27 protein-coding genes are annotated in these 16,890 nt (G+C 65.5%); 19 read left to right on the forward strand and 8 right to left on the reverse strand.

What is annotated here, in order from left to right; genetic code table 11:
* The first annotated feature begins 10 nt into the window (after positions 1 to 10).
* The 4 genes from ORI27_RS13945 to ORI27_RS13960 are packed head-to-tail and all read left to right on the forward strand — an operon-like array spanning position 11 to position 1,026.
* Positions 11 to 199: a hypothetical protein gene (locus ORI27_RS13945; RefSeq protein ID WP_265997465.1), complete on the forward strand. Its 189-nt coding sequence runs from the start codon at positions 11 to 13 to the stop codon at positions 197 to 199.
* A 1-nt stretch (position 200) separates the two neighbouring features.
* Positions 201 to 440 carry a hypothetical protein gene (locus ORI27_RS13950; protein ID WP_265997466.1) on the forward strand — a complete coding sequence of 80 codons (240 nt, stop codon included), beginning with the start codon at positions 201 to 203 and terminating at the stop codon, positions 438 to 440.
* Positions 437 to 685, forward strand: a complete 249-nt coding sequence (locus ORI27_RS13955) for a hypothetical protein (RefSeq protein ID WP_265997467.1) — start codon at positions 437 to 439, stop codon at positions 683 to 685. The genes ORI27_RS13950 and ORI27_RS13955 overlap by 4 nt, the downstream gene beginning before the upstream one ends.
* Entirely contained in the window at positions 685 to 1,026 is a 342-nt protein-coding gene (locus ORI27_RS13960; RefSeq protein ID WP_265997469.1) for a hypothetical protein, read from the forward strand. The genes ORI27_RS13955 and ORI27_RS13960 overlap by 1 nt, the downstream gene beginning before the upstream one ends.
* Before the next feature lie 483 nt (positions 1,027 to 1,509).
* Here ORI27_RS13960 and ORI27_RS13965 read toward each other — a convergent pair whose 3' ends face one another.
* From ORI27_RS13965 to ORI27_RS14000, 8 genes are all read right to left on the reverse strand, one after another.
* Positions 1,510 to 1,779, reverse strand: a complete 270-nt coding sequence (locus ORI27_RS13965; RefSeq protein WP_265997470.1) for a hypothetical protein — start codon at positions 1,777 to 1,779, stop codon at positions 1,510 to 1,512.
* A 27-nt stretch (positions 1,780 to 1,806) separates the two neighbouring features.
* Positions 1,807 to 2,058: a hypothetical protein gene (locus tag ORI27_RS13970; protein ID WP_265997472.1), complete on the reverse strand. Its 252-nt coding sequence runs from the start codon at positions 2,056 to 2,058 to the stop codon at positions 1,807 to 1,809.
* Between the two features lie 2 nt (positions 2,059 to 2,060).
* Positions 2,061 to 2,294 carry a hypothetical protein gene (locus tag ORI27_RS13975; protein WP_265997473.1) on the reverse strand — a complete coding sequence of 78 codons (234 nt, stop codon included), beginning with the start codon at positions 2,292 to 2,294 and terminating at the stop codon, positions 2,061 to 2,063.
* Positions 2,295 to 2,297: 3 nt separating this feature from the next.
* Positions 2,298 to 2,657 (reverse strand): hypothetical protein, encoded by a 360-nt coding sequence (locus ORI27_RS13980; protein ID WP_265997474.1) that lies wholly within the window; start codon positions 2,655 to 2,657, stop codon positions 2,298 to 2,300.
* Positions 2,658 to 2,740: 83 nt separating this feature from the next.
* Positions 2,741 to 3,682, reverse strand: a complete 942-nt coding sequence (locus ORI27_RS13985) for a hypothetical protein (RefSeq protein WP_265997475.1) — start codon at positions 3,680 to 3,682, stop codon at positions 2,741 to 2,743.
* A gap of 3 nt (positions 3,683 to 3,685) precedes the next feature.
* Positions 3,686 to 3,949: a hypothetical protein gene (locus ORI27_RS13990; protein WP_265997476.1), complete on the reverse strand. Its 264-nt coding sequence runs from the start codon at positions 3,947 to 3,949 to the stop codon at positions 3,686 to 3,688.
* A gap of 129 nt (positions 3,950 to 4,078) precedes the next feature.
* Entirely contained in the window at positions 4,079 to 4,753 is a 675-nt protein-coding gene (locus tag ORI27_RS13995) for a TerC family protein (RefSeq protein WP_265997477.1), read from the reverse strand.
* Between the two features lie 473 nt (positions 4,754 to 5,226).
* On the reverse strand, positions 5,227 to 5,379 hold the full coding sequence (locus ORI27_RS14000; protein ID WP_265997478.1) for a hypothetical protein: 153 nt from the start codon (positions 5,377 to 5,379) through the stop codon (positions 5,227 to 5,229).
* Positions 5,380 to 5,680: 301 nt separating this feature from the next.
* Between ORI27_RS14000 and ORI27_RS14005 the strand changes: the two genes are divergently transcribed.
* Genes ORI27_RS14005 through ORI27_RS14075 form a run of 15 tightly spaced genes read left to right on the forward strand, consistent with a single transcriptional unit; the run spans position 5,681 to position 16,884 of the window.
* Positions 5,681 to 6,154, forward strand: a complete 474-nt coding sequence (locus ORI27_RS14005; RefSeq protein WP_456085461.1) for a phage terminase small subunit — start codon at positions 5,681 to 5,683, stop codon at positions 6,152 to 6,154.
* A 10-nt stretch (positions 6,155 to 6,164) separates the two neighbouring features.
* On the forward strand, positions 6,165 to 7,808 hold the full coding sequence (locus ORI27_RS14010; RefSeq protein WP_265997480.1) for a terminase: 1,644 nt from the start codon (positions 6,165 to 6,167) through the stop codon (positions 7,806 to 7,808).
* A gap of 6 nt (positions 7,809 to 7,814) precedes the next feature.
* Positions 7,815 to 9,338, forward strand: a complete 1,524-nt coding sequence (locus tag ORI27_RS14015; protein WP_265997481.1) for a phage portal protein — start codon at positions 7,815 to 7,817, stop codon at positions 9,336 to 9,338.
* Positions 9,316 to 10,338, forward strand: coding sequence for a hypothetical protein (locus tag ORI27_RS14020; RefSeq protein ID WP_265997482.1), 1,023 nt, complete (start codon positions 9,316 to 9,318; stop codon positions 10,336 to 10,338). Before ORI27_RS14015 ends, ORI27_RS14020 begins: the two co-directional genes overlap by 23 nt.
* Positions 10,339 to 10,370: 32 nt before the next feature.
* A complete protein-coding gene (locus ORI27_RS14025) occupies positions 10,371 to 11,162 on the forward strand; it encodes a hypothetical protein (protein ID WP_266073972.1) in 792 nt (263 codons plus the stop codon).
* Between the two features lie 9 nt (positions 11,163 to 11,171).
* Positions 11,172 to 11,576, forward strand: coding sequence for a head decoration protein (locus tag ORI27_RS14030; protein WP_265997484.1), 405 nt, complete (start codon positions 11,172 to 11,174; stop codon positions 11,574 to 11,576).
* A 15-nt stretch (positions 11,577 to 11,591) separates the two neighbouring features.
* The gene (locus ORI27_RS14035; protein ID WP_265997486.1) at positions 11,592 to 12,638 is read left to right on the forward strand and encodes a major capsid protein; all 1,047 of its coding nucleotides are present in this window, start codon (positions 11,592 to 11,594) and stop codon (positions 12,636 to 12,638) included.
* Positions 12,638 to 12,988, forward strand: coding sequence for a hypothetical protein (locus tag ORI27_RS14040; protein WP_266073974.1), 351 nt, complete (start codon positions 12,638 to 12,640; stop codon positions 12,986 to 12,988). The genes ORI27_RS14035 and ORI27_RS14040 overlap by 1 nt, the downstream gene beginning before the upstream one ends.
* Entirely contained in the window at positions 12,985 to 13,455 is a 471-nt protein-coding gene (locus ORI27_RS14045) for a hypothetical protein (protein WP_265997488.1), read from the forward strand. The genes ORI27_RS14040 and ORI27_RS14045 overlap by 4 nt, the downstream gene beginning before the upstream one ends.
* Positions 13,449 to 13,775 carry a hypothetical protein gene (locus ORI27_RS14050; protein WP_265997489.1) on the forward strand — a complete coding sequence of 109 codons (327 nt, stop codon included), beginning with the start codon at positions 13,449 to 13,451 and terminating at the stop codon, positions 13,773 to 13,775. The genes ORI27_RS14045 and ORI27_RS14050 overlap by 7 nt, the downstream gene beginning before the upstream one ends.
* 3 nt (positions 13,776 to 13,778) lie before the next feature.
* The gene (locus ORI27_RS14055; RefSeq protein ID WP_265997490.1) at positions 13,779 to 14,147 is read left to right on the forward strand and encodes a hypothetical protein; all 369 of its coding nucleotides are present in this window, start codon (positions 13,779 to 13,781) and stop codon (positions 14,145 to 14,147) included.
* On the forward strand, positions 14,144 to 14,683 hold the full coding sequence (locus ORI27_RS14060) for a phage tail termination protein (protein WP_265997491.1): 540 nt from the start codon (positions 14,144 to 14,146) through the stop codon (positions 14,681 to 14,683). Before ORI27_RS14055 ends, ORI27_RS14060 begins: the two co-directional genes overlap by 4 nt.
* A gap of 22 nt (positions 14,684 to 14,705) precedes the next feature.
* On the forward strand, positions 14,706 to 15,923 hold the full coding sequence (locus tag ORI27_RS14065; protein ID WP_265997492.1) for a hypothetical protein: 1,218 nt from the start codon (positions 14,706 to 14,708) through the stop codon (positions 15,921 to 15,923).
* A gap of 50 nt (positions 15,924 to 15,973) precedes the next feature.
* Positions 15,974 to 16,540, forward strand: coding sequence for a hypothetical protein (locus ORI27_RS14070; RefSeq protein WP_265997493.1), 567 nt, complete (start codon positions 15,974 to 15,976; stop codon positions 16,538 to 16,540).
* 44 nt (positions 16,541 to 16,584) lie between these two features.
* Positions 16,585 to 16,884: a hypothetical protein gene (locus tag ORI27_RS14075; RefSeq protein WP_265997494.1), complete on the forward strand. Its 300-nt coding sequence runs from the start codon at positions 16,585 to 16,587 to the stop codon at positions 16,882 to 16,884.
* Positions 16,885 to 16,890 lie beyond the last annotated feature (6 nt).

The following is a 16,890-nucleotide window of genomic DNA, read 5'->3' on the forward strand; positions in this document are numbered from 1 at the left end:
GAGCGCAACGGTGCATATTCCGCTGCGCCGGCCCGATCTACGCGGCGAGCTAACCGAAGCCGTCGACCGGGCCCGCCACGCACGCCACCACCCGGACTGCCGCTGCGGCAACTACCAGAAGCTGTGGTGCACCTCCGACGAGAAGCTCTACTGCACCGCAGTCGACAAACTGATCGACCAGATCCGACGGGAGACCTGACATGGCCGCCGGCGCCGACACCAGCCCCGGCATCGGGGCCAGCGCAGAACTCAACCGGTACTGGACCGCCGGCCCCGGCCTGGCGAAGTGGCGCAACAGCCCACACCCCTGGACCACACTCCGTGACCTGCTGAAGAAGTACATGTCCCTGGCGAAAGCCAACGGGCTGGCCACCGAGTACTTCGTCATCGTGTTCGGCCACGGACCCCGCGCCGACCATAAACACCCCAAGGACCGATGATGCAGGCGCCGGTCGGCGTCGTAGCCAAGACACTCGCTCAGGCCAACGACCTCATACGCGCGCTCGGCCTGGACGGCGCACAGGCACTCTCCACACGGCCGGACAGCATCGACGGCCTGCGCCTCCGCGCAGTGATTGTCGACAGCAGCGCGCTGCCCCTGACCGCCGAATACGAGGCCGTGCTGCGCAGCAACCTGCTGAAGACTCCTGGTAGCGGCGGTCTGTACGAACTCCGGTTGCGCTGATGGAGAACTTCGCCCTGTACCACTGGGCGCCGGCAACGCGGCGCAAGCAGATCGTGCGGTATGGATTGCGTCCGGGGTCGTTGTCGTCGTGCGGGGAGTGGAAACCGCCCTATGTCTGCCTCGCTGATAGCCCACTTCTCGCATGGCAGCTGATCGGCCGACACCGTCCACAGATCCGCGAGTGGGATCTGTGGTGGACCAGCGGCGCAGCGGTTTTCCCATACGAGACCATCCCGTTCGACAACGGCGACGTGCGCGAATACCGGGTCTACCACCGCGTATACAAGCGCGATCTGTGGATGGTCGGTAGCCGCATCAACGAACACCACACCCCAAGCTGATGCCCCGCGCCCCGCGCCGCTGCCCGGGCCGCCGCGGTGAGTGCACCAACCTGATCACGAACACCAGGTACTGCCCGGACTGCGCTGTCGCGTGGCGCGGGCCGCGCACTGCCAGCAGTCAGGTCACGACGACGGCGGCGTGGAAGAAGTTCCGGGCCTTCATCCTGGACCGCGACGGGCACACGTGCCAGATCGGCTATCCCGGCGTGTGTACCAGGGTTGCGACGACGGTCGACAAGATCGTGCCGGCCGCTCGGCGCCGTGATCGCGCTATGGATCCGAACAACGCTCGGGCAGCGTGCCGGCCGTGCAATGAGCACAAGGCCCGCACCACTGACCGTGACGCGCCTACTCCACCTCGCCGAGGACGGTGACGTCGTAGTTCTCGACCTGCTCAGGATCCAGTAGATAGATCGGCTGCTGCGCGTAACCCTTCGCCTGCCAGTCGTTCACGGCGCACACCAGCTTGGCGCCCACAGCGCGTTACCGGCTCTCGTTGAGTGCGTCGACCACGGCCGCGACGATCCGGTCGGCGTCGACAGCATCGGCCGCTCGCGCCCGCTCGGCGGCCGTCGTGCGCACCTTCCCCGGCGCACGACGGCCGGTCGGGTTGGCCGCGCCGGTCTCGACGTAGTCGGCCAACCACTGCCGAACCAACGCTGACGCTGTCGTCCCCTCAGCTTCGGCGCGCGCCATCGCGGCGGACCAAAGATCTTCATCCAGCCGGACACGGGCCATGAAACTGCTACTCACGATCATGACGGTACCCTCCTCCTGTAGCTACAGCGTGGTTGGCAGTTGCCGCAGCGCGCGCCGCGCCAGCGACTTGACGATCGCGGGGATTTCCGCGGGCTCGAGCGCTGGGCACACCCAGCCGGCCGCGCCTTGCTCGGCGTCGAACGCATACGGCGGGTCAGTGCCGTGCTGGACCACTACAGTCGCGCCGTCGCCGATGGTTCGGGCCGCCGCGGTCCAGGCGCCGGCCACCGCGATACCGACACGATCCTTACCGCGATCAATCGCAATCGACACCCTCATCGTCGTGGGCCGTCGGCGATCATGTTGGCCAGATCCCCCATTACGGAAGCGGCGTAGACGCGAGCTTGCGGCGTGGCGGGCATCGAGTTCAGCGCCCATGTCAGGTCGGTGTCTTGTAGCGCGGTGATGACAGTAGCGAGCACGTCCATTGCCGCCGCGGTGGGCCGCAATCCGTTCTCGTCGGCCAGGACGTCGGCGAGCTGGCCGCGCATCTCTTCGGAGATAGTCATGATTCACCAGCCCGCGTAGGAGATCAGCAGGTCGGCAATCACGCGGCGGCGTGACTCGTCCATCCCGGCCGCCAGGCCGCCAGGTGCGCCGTCGAGCTTCGCCAACAGCTTCTTGCCCGTCGTCGGGTTGTAGAAGCTGTACATGGCGGCCAGGAACAGCGCTTCACCCGACGACAGGTAGCCCATCGCGCGTTGCACCATGTCGTAGTCCGGCGCCATGTCGTACAGCGATGAGTAGAGCCCCGGCGCGCGGCCGTCGCCGAAGAACTGCGGACCGGCAATGATCATGCCGCGCTGCCAAGCATCCAGGAACGATGTCGCGCTGTAGAACTGGGCCGGTGCGGCCGTTGGTGTTGTTGTCATGGAACTTTCCTTTTCTGTGTGGTTGGTGCTGAGCTGCACCACAGGCGGACCGGACAACGCTCGGCCGGTCCGCCGAGTCGCGCTCAGTTCCGGTCCAGCGGTAGCCAGCTGGTGCCACCGGCGGGCCGGTAGTGCGTGGCGTTCTTGAACAGTGACGCCAGCACGCCGCGCACCACCTCCGGACGCTCGGCGGACAGCCGGATGCTGGCGACGGGTACGTCAGCGTTGATCGGCACGCCCCGCGACACCTCCCACGCGTGCATGGCTGGCCGCGGTGCTGGTTCGCCGCGCTTGGCGGCGCGTTTCTGGCAGCGCGTGCACGTCAGCTCCTCGCCAGTGGCGGGCCACAGCACGGAGCTACGCCACAGGGTGGCACCGCACACTAGTTTGGTTCGGCCGTCGACTTCTACCGCGTCGTGAATGGTGATCTTGCGGCCGCCGGAACCGTAGATTTTGACCCGCCGAATCTCGCCGGTCTCGGCCGCCGAGTCGATAGCGGATCGCCGAGCGGCTTTCTTCTCAGCCTCCCGGACATCGAACGCCGCCGACCGGGCGTCGTCGAACGTCACACTTCCGCAGTAGTTCCGGTCGAAGTAGTCCGTCATCGAGTCGGAACCGTCGTGGTTGTACGCGCCGTGGATCCGCTCCAGCGTCATCCGTGCGGCCTCCGCTTCGGCGGTGAGTTTCTGGTGAGTCTCCGCACCGGGTACTGTCTCGCCGCACATCTCCAAACGCTTGGCGCAGAAGTGCTTACGGCACAGCTCGCGGCCGCGTCCCGCCACGGCGGGCTCATGGCCGGCGAATCCGTCGCAGTCCATCCACGCGCCAGGCCAGCTCTTGACCGTGATGTCAATCGATGCGCCGCCCGAATAGGTGTGCGTCCGAACGGAGTACTTGACCGGCGCACCGGGTAGCAGGCCATCAGCTACCGCGTCCTTGATATCGCGCCGCATCAGCGCCGCAATCTCGGCGGTGCTCTTGCCCTCCTGGTCGTCGTACTTGTAGCCGTAGCTGCGTTCATACATTGGTCAGTTTCCTTTCGATTCGATGAAGTCGAGCAGTTGCAGGAGCGCCTCGGCGACGGCGCCAATGTGGCGGGCGCCGTCGGTACCGCCGCGGTTCTCGTACTCGTGGTTTGCGGCTTGCATGAACTCGAACCGTGGCCCGCCGTCGTCGTGGGTCAGCTGGTCGCGGGGTACGCCCTGGAGGCCGATTGCCATGTTCTGAACGATCGGGTCGGCAGCGAGTCGCTGTCGGGTCTGTGCGTAGTGCTCGGATTCAATGGTGCTCATGTCTGTCCCTTCCCGCCGAACCGTCGGCTGTAGCTACAGAATAGCATTGTGTAGCTACGCAATGCAAGAGGGTAGACACACAAAATTGCCCGGACCCACTGCGGGCCCGGGCAATTCCGATCCGACCTGCTACGCGGCTACCCGCCGGGTCGCGGCTACACTCGCCGCAATCGACGTGCCCAGCGCCGCAACGATGAACGTCAGCGTGACCCACTCCGGCACCGCGACGACGTGGCCAAGCCACATGGACAGGCCAAGCCACACCATGATCACGGCCAGCCCGCGCGACAGGTACGCGAACCGGTCAAGCAACGCGGACACGACACCATAGAGCGACCACAGCGCGGCCAGCGCAACCAAGTTGGCCAGCGCGATGGTCAACGGGTCACGGGTCACCCCGAACGATGCCGGGATGGAATCGACCGCGAACACAACGTCAGTCAGGCCGAGCGCGGCGACAGCGACCAGCGCGGGGCGCCGCAGCACGCGCGCCGCTATCCGCATCACCACGCCATCGCCCTGGCCGTCGTCGTCGCTGTCGTCGCGTGCGATGCGGTAGCCAGTCCAGACCAGCACCGCGCCGAGCGCGAACGTGAGCCATGCGAACCGTTCGAGTGCGGCCGCACCGACGACGATCGCGCCAGCGCGCAACACGAACGCCATCGCGACGCCGGCGGCCAGTACCGCGCGGTACTGGCGGGCTGGCAGGCCGATTCGGGCAATGATGACTGCCCACACCATGACGTTGTCGACAGACAGTGACAACTCGGTGAGGGTGCAGGAGATCAGCTCGGTTGCGTTCATCGTCGCGGGTTCCCTTCTCGTTGTTCTGGGCCCTAGTTGGGCAGTGACACGGCCGGCGCATGTGTCCGGCCGCATCCCAGCTCCGCTAGTCGCAGCACCCGCAGCACGGCGCGTCCTCACAGCGGCGAGCTGCGGGCCCGTAGTAGCCACGGGAACGCGTTCGGGCGAACGGGTCGACCGGAGCGCCGGCGCCGACACGGCTAGGCGCCAGCACGTCGCGCGGTTCGAACTTGTCCCACGGGCCCGTAGGGTTCTGCACCGTCGTCAGCCCATCGGCCTTAGCGCACTCGATGCGCTCGCACGTCACGGTGCGCGCTGCGGCGTCCCAGTAGCCACGCTCGCCGGCCTGGACCGCACCGCCGCACACTTTGCAACGTGCCGGCCACCGCAGCGCCATCCATCGAGACCCGCCACCGCTCGAGCTCGAGCCCGGGCGCCGGTAGCCAACCGCGCCGATACCCGGGCCCGCGCGCTCACAGGACGCGCCCGTCGGCCGTCGCGACCCACGCGCCGTTGGCGTCGCGAACCGATGCCCACGTGCACGTGCGCAGGTCCGCCCACTTGGCGACCGCGGTAGCGCGATCAGGCGCGGTAAAGGTTCCGAGTCCGCTGTGGATCGTGAACATTTGGAGCCCCTTTCCTGCCGGACCATCCGGCGTAGCTACAGACTAGCAATCTGTAGCTACACACGCAAGCCCGAGTCAGCCCCTAATCGTCAGGTTCATCGGCGATAGGGGATCGCCGATAGGGGATGGGGGCCACCCTCCCCCGGGGGTGCCCGCCCCCCTGCCGCATCGCACTGTGAATTTCGACCTGTACGGATCCCCCAACTTTCACTGATAGCCAATCATCAACGGCGCCAGTCGATCTAGCGTGAAACGTCCCGCCATGGGAACCCTTTCCCCTTCCTGTCATAGGAGTCCGCCGATGCCACGACAACCGAAAGACCGGTCTTTGCTTGCCCGCCGGAACAAGACTTCGACGCGTGCGACGCTGACGCCGCAGAAGAATCCGAAGATCCCACCGTTGCCGGCTGGCACTCAGTGGCACCGGCAGGTTCGGGATTGGTGGCGTCGAGCTTGGTCTTCGCCGATGGTTCCCGAGTGGACCGAGTCGGACATTGACGCGTTGTACATGGTGGCCCGGCTGATGCAGATGCTCTGGGAAAAGTGCACGCCGAACGAGGCGAAGGCATTGGCGGGGGAGATTCGGCAGCTGCTTGCACAGTGCGGTCTGACTCCGATGTCGCGGCGAGCACTGCAGTGGGAGATCGACCGCGGGGAGACGGCGGCCGAGTCGACTCAAAAGCGGCGCAACAGCAAGGCAAGCGCGGACAGCAAGCCGGATGAACCCAATCGGGAGGATCCGCGCACCAAGCGTCGCCTGCAGTCCGTGTCGTAGTTAGTCCGCCGTGGACCTGATCGTTCCTCCGCTGGAGGAGCATCCGTACCCAACCTTGGGTGGTCAGGTCGGCAAGTTCCTCGAGGAACGTGCGTGCTTCGGACCGGGCTCACTCAAGGGTGAGCCGCTGGTCTTGTCGGAGGACTCGTGGTTCTGCCTGTATCGCGCGTACGAGGTGTGGCCGAAGGGCCATCACCGCGCCGGCCGCCGGCGGTTTGATCGCGTGGCGTGGTCGATCCGGAAGGGTGCGGCCAAGACCGAATTGATGGCACTGGTCACCTACGCAGAGCTGCACCCCGAATCGCCGGTGCGTTTCGACGGGTTCAACAAGGACGGCTCGCTGCGCCAGGGCCGGCCGGTGCGCGACCCCTATATTCCGTTGCTGGCCAACACCAAAGATCAGGTCGAGGAACTGGCCTACGGCGCTCTCATGGTGATTTGCGAGCAGGGCGCGGATCCGGAGTTGTTCGACATCGCGCTGGACCGGATTATCCGGAAAAGCGAGCGAGGTCGCGACGACGGGAAAGCGCTGCCGATCGCGAATGCGCCGAACGCCGCGGACGGCGGCCGCACGACCTTCCAGGGCTTCGACGAGACGCACCGCCTGTACCTGCCGAACCACAAAGCGGCGGTACAGACTATGGAATCGAACCTCGGCAAGCGATATGAAGAAGACCCGTGGTCATTCTCCACCACGACGGCCGGCGAGCCGGGACAGAACTCGCAAGCCGAGGACGACCACTTCGAGGCCGAGGCGATAAAGCGCGGCGATGTCGAGCGGCCATCGCTGTGCTACATCCACCGTCAGGCGTCCGACGGCTGGGACATGACGAAGTTCGAGGACCGCTGCAAGGCGATCATCGAAGCATCGGGTCCGGAGTTGGCGGCACGCACCGATGTGGAGGCGCTGGCCGCCCGCTGGGATCGGCCAAAGGCCGACAAGACCTACCTCGAGCGGGTCTGGACGAACCGGTGGACGCAACAGGGCGCCTCAGCGTTTAACGTCCGCCGGTTCAAGGCGCTGGGTTTGCCGGGGGAGACCATTCCGAAACGGGCATGGGTGACCCTCGGATTCGACGGCGCTCGGTTTCGGGATTCAACCGGCCTGGTGATGACCGATGTCCGTACTGGCATGCAGCAGAGAATGTTTCTGGAGGAGAAACCTCTTGAAGCCGGAGACGAGTGGGAAGTCGATGAGTCTGCGGTCGATGCCGCGGTGCGCGACGTGTTCAAGAACTACCGGGTGCTGCTGTTCTACGCGGACCCGCCATATTGGAACTCGACCGTTGGCAACTGGCACGCGCGCTACGGGGATAGCCGGGTAACGAAACGCCCCATCGTTCAGGAGTTCTGGACCAGCAAGCAGGAACGGATGATACGGGCGATCGGTGCCTACAGCGACGCCATCGGATCTGGTGCGTTGTCGCACAACGAGGACGATGACGGCGACCTGGTACGGCACGTCGGAAACGCCGGGAAGAAGCTGCTCAACCGGCAAGATCCGGAGACCGGAAACTTCCTGTGGATCCTCGGGAAGCTGCATAAAGACCGGAAGTTCGACCTGTGCATGGCGGCCATCCTGTCGTGGCAGGCCCGGATGGAAGTTCTCGGCAAGATTCCGAACACGCGACGTCGGGTAGTGAAAGTGAGGTGAATCGCGTTGGCGCTTACCCCATCTGAGTGGTTCGACAAGCTCAACGAGCGGTTCACCAAGTCGATCAAGCCGAAATGGCAGGACGGCAAGATCCGGCCCAACGAGTATGTGCAGCGCAATCAGGCGTTGGACACCTTGTGGTCGTACTACATCGGTGACCCGCCGCTTCCGCAGGTCGCCGACGAATACGAGCCTGTCTTCCGTGAGGTGATGCGCAAGGCGCGCTGTAACTACGCGCCGATGTGCGTCGCGGCGATGATCGACCGGATGGAGCTGCAGGGTCTGTCGACAGGCCGTGACAGCGACACCAACGGCGACGACCTGGCGGCGAACATCATGGACGAGTCCGGGTTCGCCGCGCAGTTCAAAGACCTCCTCGGCTATCTGTTCGCGATGGGCGAAGCCTTCGGCATGGTGGTTCCAGGCGCCAATGGGGAGAAGCCGAAGATCCATGCGATCGACCCGCGTCGCTGTATCGGCATCCCGGACCGCAACAACCCAGTCCGGTTGAGGGCGGCGCTCATCAAGGAATACGACGACATCGAGGACCGCCAGCTGGGGCACCTGTTCCTGCCGGGCGAGAAGTGGACGCTGGAGTTCGACGGCAGCCAGTGGAAGCGAATCAGTGACGCTCCGGAGGAGGTCAAGGGGCTCGACGACCTCGGCGGCATTCCGATCGTCCGGTTTGAGAACTTGCACCAGTTGGGCGAGTACGAAGCCCACATCGACCTGCTGGACCGGATCAACGACATCACTCTCGACACGATGGTGTTGTCGAAGTTCCAGGCGTTCAAGCAGCGCGGCGTCTCCGGCGATGAGGACGACGACACCGAGTACGACGACGAGACCACCGACGAGACCGCCGAAGTCGACGAGATCATCACCACGGAGGACGGCAAGAAGCAGATCAAGTGGTCCGACGTGTTCCAGGCCGGACCCGGCAAGGTGTGGAAGGTCCCGAAGGACTGGAAGTTCTGGGAATCCGGCGCCACCGACCTGACGCCAATGTTGAACAACAAGCGCGACGCAGTCAAAGAGTTCGCCGCGGTCACGTTCACACCCCTCTACTTGATCACACCCGATGACGCCAACGGATCCGCTGAGGGCGCCGGGCTGCTGCGTGAATCGCTGACGTCGAAGGTTCGGGACCGGCGATCCCGTGTCACCCCATCTCTGAAGCTGCTGTGGCGCATCACGTTCGCCATGGCCGGAGAGGCTGACCGCGGCAAGACGATGAAGCTGCTGTGGGGGCCGATCGAATTCCGGTCGCTGGCCGAGAAGGGGTCTGCGTCCGCGCAGGCCAAGGGCACGTTGTCCCGCAAGAGGATCACCCGCGAAATCTGGGAGATGACTCCGCAGGAGATCGACGACAACGAGCGTGAACTGCGTGCTGAAAGGCTGCTCGACGCAGCGCTTCCGGGCAGTGTCGGTGGGACGTCCCCGAACAGCGTGATCACGAGCCAGCAGCAGACGCCCACGGCGAATCCGGTTCGCCAGGTGAACCAGCGTGACGTCGCCGTCCCAGCCTGATACTGGTCTGACCTACGACCAGGCGCTTGCCGCCGTAGTAGCTGCGGAAGCCGGACAGTCCAGCGACAGCGAGGTTTCGACGGTAACCGCGGCGCTTGCCCTGGCCGTGATCGCCGCCAGGGAGAACGCCGGGCAGTGGGCAGCGAACCTGATCCTGCCCATCTGGCGCGACACCGACGTCTACGACGGCGCAGCGGTGCAGCAGTTCACCGAACAGGCCGGCGACTACATGGCCGCCGCGCAAACCGCGGTAGCTGAGACGGCTTCTGCGGCGCAAACCCAGATCCTCGCCACGATGGGCATCGACGCTCCGTTCACGCCGTCGGATCCGGTCAATGTGCGTGGGACAGCAGAGTTCGCTACCGATGGAACGATCAGCGTGACCCGTGACACCGCTTCGGTGGCGTACGGCGACGGTGGCCGCCAGGTCGTCGACCTCGACGAGGACGCGTCCACGGTCGGAATCTTCAACCGTCCGGCCCGCACGCAGCGATACCTCGAGTCGAAGGGTGTCGGATCCGAACAGGCACGCGCCGAGGCCGAACTGCGGATGCTGGGATTGGTCGACGGCAACCTGATGCTGGCGCAGCGCTTGGCTGAGGCGGAGATCCTGGCCAAGGCCGCCGGTGTCGACAAGCGGGTTATCGGGTTGCGGCGGGTGATCCACCCTGAGCTGTCCCGCACCGGGACGTGCGGCCTGTGTATCGCCGCGTCGGACCGCATCTACAAGGTGACTGAGCTGATGCCGATACACAACCGCTGCAAGTGCACACAGGCGGCGGTCACCCGGGAGTTCGACCCCGCCGACGTGTTGAACACCGTCGACCTCAAGCAGCTCTACACCGACGCCGGCGGAACCACGTCGGGTGCGGCGTTGAAGCGCACACGCTACAAGGTCGACGAGCACGGCGAGCTCGGACCGCAGCTCGTGCCATCGAAGCCGTACAAGCCGCGCAAGCCGCAGAAGACCACTCGGCGACGCGCCGCGGCTCGAATCTGAAAATACTTCCGCCACAGGGCGGTTGACCCGTCATGGGTTCCATCCCGACATGGGAGATGTCAGTGAACGACGAACTACCAATCCATCCGACCACTGGTTTGCAGGCACTCGGCCTCACCAAGCGTGGACGCCCGATCTGGCCCGCTATGGGCGGAAGCGAAGGCGAAGGCGCCGGTGACGGCGGGTCCGGTGAAGGTTCGGGCGACGGAGACGGATCCGGCGGTGCTGGCGGCGACAGCGGCCAGGGCGGCGGGGACAACTCTGGCGGTGACGGCGACCGGGGATTCCCGGCCAACACGCCGATCAAAGACATGACGCCCGAGCAACAGGCCGCGTACTGGAAGTTCCACGATCGTCGTAAGAGCGACAGGCTCAACGACTTCGACGGGATAACACCAGATCAGGCCAAACAGTGGCGAAAGGATGCCGAGGACGACCGCCTCAACGGGCTTCCAGCGGATCAGCGGGCAATGGAAGAAGCCCGCAACGAGGCAACGGCCGCGGCGACAGCCGAGGCAGACGCCCGGTGGGCGCCCATCCTCGCACGCGAGGTGGTCGGGCGTTTCGTCACTGACGAGGAGCAGCGCAACATCGTGCTCGCTGGAATCGACCCGATGAAGTTCGTGAAGGACGGCACGTTCGACACGGACTCTCTCATCGGGCACCTCACCGGCCTCTCAGCCGCATTCGGCGGCAACGGAAGTGGCGGTGGTGGAAATCAAACCCCGTCATGGGGCCAATCCGGCGGGACACCGCCAGCCCAGTCGGGCAAGCAAATGGGACTAGCCGAGGCTGAACGCCGCGGCTACATCAAAAAGGACTAGGAGTCTGCAATGTCGGGTGACATTTCGGTTCGCTCCACGTCTTACGCGGTCGACAATCGCGCGTGGCTCATTGGAACCCACGGCGTCGATCTGACACCGAGTGTGACGCTGGATATCTCGAAGTTCACGAAGAACACGCACTACCCGAACGGGTTCATCATGTCCGGGACGCCGCTGGGAATCGTGACCGCAACGAATCTGTACGGGCCATACGACGGCGCCGCGGTCGATGGCCGCGACGTGTGCCGTGGTCTGCTGTTCAGCTTCGTGCGCGCAATCGACCCGGCCAACGGCAACACGTTGGTCAAGGTCAGCGGTGCACGGTTCGTGCACGGCGCCGTCAAGGAGTCGAAGTTGCCGATCGCGATCGACGCGAACGGCAAGGCCGACCTGCCCCTGATCGTCTGGCTGTAAGGGAAGGACTGAACCATGGCAATCGTTTTCGATGACCAGTCCGTCAACCCGGACGCCATCACCACATTCATCCGGAACATTCCGATCCCGGCCGGCAACGTGCTGGAGTCGCTGTTCCCGACGCGGTTCTTCGACACCAACCGGATCGACTGGGCGGAGTTCGTCAAGACGAACCGCACCGCGGCCTACCGGTCGTTCGACGGTCTGATCCACGTGTCGGCGCGAGACGCCGGCTCGGGGAAGTACGTCGAGCTGATCCCGTTCAGCGACTCGCTGAACAAGGGCGAGTACGAGCGGATCGTCGAGGAGATCGCCCGCCTGGGCGGCACCAACGCGGCCGCGAAGACCCGTGCTGCCTACAACGACGCCGAGCGACTGACGGGCACGATGCACAACCGCATCGAGCTCGCCTGGGGCGACGTGCTCGACGACGGCAAGCTGACCATCGACGAAGGCGGCTTCCAGGGCGAGGCCGACTACGGTGTGCCGGCGAACCAGATCACCGCGCCGGCTGGTGCGACGTGGACGGACGCGAACGCGGCCACGGCCGTTCCGTTGACCGACCTGGACGCGTGGCAGGAAGTCCGCATCGCCAACGGGTATCCCCGCGCTGGCAAGATGATCATGTCCCGCGCGCGGCGCAGCATCTTGCGCCGGAACAAGGAGATCATCGACGCGGTCTACGGTTCGACCGCCGGCCGAACGATGGTCACCCTCGCCGAGCTGAACGGCCTCCTCGAATCCGAGGATCTGCCGGTGCCGGTCATCTACGACACGATGCTCAACGTCGAAGGTGTCGACACCCGCGTGTTCGCGGCCGACAAGGTGGCGCTGGTCCCCGACGATCCGGGCCAGCTCGGGTTCATGGCGTTCGGTCTCTCCGCGACCGCCCTGGAGCTCGCCAAGTCGGGTCAGTCGGAGATGACGTTCGGCGATGCTTCCGGCATCATCGGTGTCGTCGAGAAGGTCGGCCCGCCATACCGGGAGTTCACCTTCGTCGACGCTGTCGGCATGCCGGTGCTCACCAACGCCGGCCTGCTCACCGTGGCGGACGTGGCCTGATGTCCGGCCTGGTGACGCACGTTTCCGTGCGCGACGACAACGGGACGGTGCATTCGTTCGGTCCGGGCAGCGATGTGCCGGCCTGGGCGAAGGCGAAGATCACCAACCCGAAGGTGTGGGAAGGCGGCGACGACGTCGCCGCCGACCCGACCCCCGGCGGTGACCAGGGCAGCAGCTCCTCCGGTGGTGGTGGCGATGTCGAGCCGCCACCGCTGGGTGGTGCCGGTTCGGGGCGCGACCACTGGGCCGACTACGCAGCCAACTTCGCTGACAAGGTGACGATCAGCGAAGACGACAAGCGCGACGACATCGTCGACAAGCTGCGGGAAGCCGGCATCCGGGTCGAATGACCACGCCATCGCCTCCCGACGGCGGCAAGTTCGTCACCTTCGCTCAGGTGGAGGCCCGGTTCGAAGGGGGATCATTCCCCGCGGACCGGGCCTCCATAGTGAAGTGGAGGATCCTCGACGTCGAGGACGAGCTGATGGGTCTCGTCCCGTCGCTACGGGAACTCGATCCTACCGCCGACCCGGAGTCCAGCGATCCGGTTGTTGCAGCGGCCGGTGTCCGGGTCGGAAAGGTTCAGCGGCTCGTCATCGACAAAGTGCTTGACCTGTACCGAAACCCGGATGGGGCGACGTCAGTCAATTCCGGGATGGACGGCTTCAACGAGGTCCGCGGTTACAGCCAGAACCGGAAGCGGTCCGGGGTCGGCATCACCTTCACCGATGAGGAGCTGAACAGGGTTCGGCTGCCGCGCAGAAAGCGACCGCCGCTGGGCACGTTGGGTGCCCGGCCGTGGGGAGTTCCGTGCTGAGACTCCGCTACCGGGCAGTTCAGCTCGAGCGCGCCGATGTCAACTTCGGCGACGTCACCTACACAGCGGACGGGACAGTCGACGCCTGCTGGTCGCTGGAATCCCCACGGCAGGTTCAGACGACAACCGGCGCCGCGTGGGTGCAGGACGGACGCCTGTATATGCGCCGCGATGATCCAAAACGACTCGGCCACAAGGACAAAGTGAAGTTGCCCGAAGGGGACTTCACGGTCGTCGGGCCGGTGCAGCAAGACCAGAACCATCCCATGAATGACCACGACTTCGGTGTGGTCCGCTACCACATCACGAACGGGGGTTGACCTGTGCAGTGCGACATTCCGTTCAACCCGAACCCGTTCCTGACGCACTTCTTCCTGTCGCCGGAGTGGGTCAGTGCCGGCCGCCAGGCCGCCGGCCTCGCGCACGACCTGTACGCGGTCACCGTCGCGCACCAGACCGGCGCGCTGGCCGCATCCGGTCGGATCGACTCGGCGCTGGGTGGTGAGAAGTTCGATCGCGTCGTCTTCGATGTGAGCTTTGGCCACAACCTGCCGCGCGGCGGGTACGGCGCAGCACACGAGTTCGGTATCGGTATCCACCCGGAGTCGCGGGTTCCTCCGACCCACTGGATGCCGCAGGACCCGGTCGACGACTGGGTGAAGGTGCTGGCGATCATGGATTCTCTGCCGTGACACTGACTTTCCCGTCGTGGTGGCGTGGCGGGCGGTGGGATGTCGAGCGGCTGGTCGAGGACCTGTTCACGTTCGAGGAAAACCCCGCGGCGCAGGACCTGTCCGGGCTGATCGTGTGGCCGATGACCACCCCGCTCGATCCGACCGAACGGGAAGCACACCTGAAGGCCGGCAACGCGTACCTGTTTGCGCATCGCCGCGGTGGCCACGTCGACAAGACCCGGCAGCCGTGGACGGACAAGGTCATCGTCGACCTGGCCGCGCTGACGCGGTCGCGCGACATTTCCAACGACCTGATGGCCTACGTCACGGACGTTCTGGCCGAATTCGACGACGGCGGGCTTGTGCATCGCAAGAATCCGCACCGCTCAGGAGTCTCAGCAACCTTCATGACTGTTCCGGGTGAAGTTGTTGGGCCGCAATTGATTCCGGAACAATTCAGAGATGACCGGCTGATCCCGGCGACGTGGGAGCTCCACATCGACCGTCCGCAGGGCCTCTCGACCTATCGCGAGGCACTGGGCCTCGACTGGTGAACAGGTAAAAGGAGCACATCCGATGGTTGCAACCAATCCGGACATCACCCGCCGGGACTTGATGTTCGCACCCCGCAAGTTCCGGGTCATGCAGTGGGCGTACAACACGCCGCTGATCGAGATCGTCCACGACCCGAATACCGGCGCCTTGGTGCTGCCGCCCGACGGCATCACCGTCGGACTGCTGGACAAGCAGCAGGGTGGCCGGCTCGCCAACGCCGTGCAGATCCAGGACATCCGGTCCCACGGCGAAGGCGGCCCGACGATGCAGCTGCCCACGCAGCGCGACGTCACCGTCGGCCTGCAGCCCCAGGAACTCTCGAAGATCAACCTCGAGAACTGGTGGGGCATCGACCTGTCCGACATCATCCCGGACGCATCCGGTGGTGTGACGTTCGGTGTCGAGAACCTGCCCGACATCATCCTCAAGCGCACCGTCGTACTGGGCAAGCACGCCTGGAATGGCCTGCCCTACTGGGTGGCCTACGTCGGGAACCGGACCAACGTGTCCCAGCGCAACGAGCAGAACTGGCAGGACGCCGACGTGATGGCGTTCCCGTACACCCTGAACTTCCAGGGCGTCGACGAGCTCGACGGCGATCCGATCATCGGCGACATCTTCGGTCCGGGATGGCAGGCCGCGCAGGAGGCTGCGGACGCCGGCTTCTACCCGGCCGTGACCGCGCTGGCGATCTCGCCGGACACGCCGACGCTGTCGCTGGTCGGCACGATCACGCAGCAGTTCACGCTCACCGACTCGAATGGCAACGACCGCACCGTCGGGGCGCTGTGGAAGTCGTCCGACTCGACGAAGGTCACCGTCACCCCCGCGGGTCTGGCCACCGCGGTGGCGATCACGCCGGCGCCGGCCAACGAGGTCCAGACGATCACGCTGTCCGGTACGCCGACCGGTACTTACCCGGTGCGGTTCAAGGGCAGCGCGTGGTCCTCGCCGATCGCGCCGAACGCGTCCTCGTCGTCGTTGAAGTCGATCCTGGAGGCGCTGTCCACGATCGGTTCCGGAAACGTCAACGTGGCCGGCACCGCCGGCGGCCCCTACACGGTGACGTTCCAGGGCGCGCTGGCCAACACGCCGGTGCCCACCCTCGAGGTCGACAACACCGACCTGTCGGGCGGCGCGGCGGCCGTGTCGATCGCCACTGAGGGTGTGGCGCCGGTGAAGGTCACGGCGAAGGTGCCGGGCTTCGAGGCGTCGGCCACGGTCACGGTGACCGCCTGATGGCTGCACGCCGAACAGGTGGGAAGGCTGCCCCGGCCACAGTGCGAGCTGTGGTCGGGGAGCCGACCGGCCGCTGGGCCGAGATCCGCGCCAAGACGATCTCCGAGGGCAAGGGTGTCGAGCCTTTCGAGATCGCCGAGGGTCTGGTGCTGTACCCGCCGACGCCGGCACGCTCCAGGGCGATGAACGCGGCGACCATGGCCACTCAAGCTGCGATCGCCGCGGCGGCCAACGCCGTGAGGACCGGGGCGAAGAAGGCGGAGACGGACGAGATCCAAAAGCAGATGGAGGACTGCGATCGGGCGTACGCCGAAGCTCTGCTCGGCGGCCCCGACGTCCTCGCGCAGGTGGAGGCGTACTTCGCGGACAAGGGACAGTGGGAGCTCGATCTGCTGCTCGACGCCGTGAAGACCCAATTCCTCCAGCTCCCCGACGATGGAATCTGCCAGCACTGCGGCCAGGTCGTCGATGCGGACGCGGCGGGAAAAGGCGAAGGATCCTCGACTACATCGACTGCTACTGGGATGAGCTCGAGGCAGACTTCGCCCGATACTGCGGAGGCATCCGCGCCCGCGACTGGTGCTACGGACGATCCTGGGACGAATTCTTCAACCTAGCCGAGACCGTCGCCCGCATCGAGGGGTCGCGGACGTGGTCGGCGATGCTGCGCGACCCGCGATTGCGGGAGTCGTTCAAGAAGATTCGCGCAGAGCAACTCGAGATTCTCGACGGCAAGCTGCCGCGTCCGGAGCTCGACGGGTACAGCCGCGAGGTCAGTGAGCTCCACAAGTTGCACGTCACCATGACCCGCGTCCTGCGGGCGGTGTCGAAGAACAACGCGATCCCGCTTCCCGAGGGTCCGGTGTTCCCGGGCGAAGAGATCGACGCCGAGCTGGATACCGAGTACGTCGACGACCTCGATGGCGACATCGAGGCCGCGATGGGCCGGTCAGTGACATAACCGGGT

Origin of the sequence: Mycobacterium pinniadriaticum (assembly GCF_026242045.1) — a bacterium.
Lineage (GTDB): Bacteria > Actinomycetota > Actinomycetes > Mycobacteriales > Mycobacteriaceae > Mycobacterium > Mycobacterium pinniadriaticum.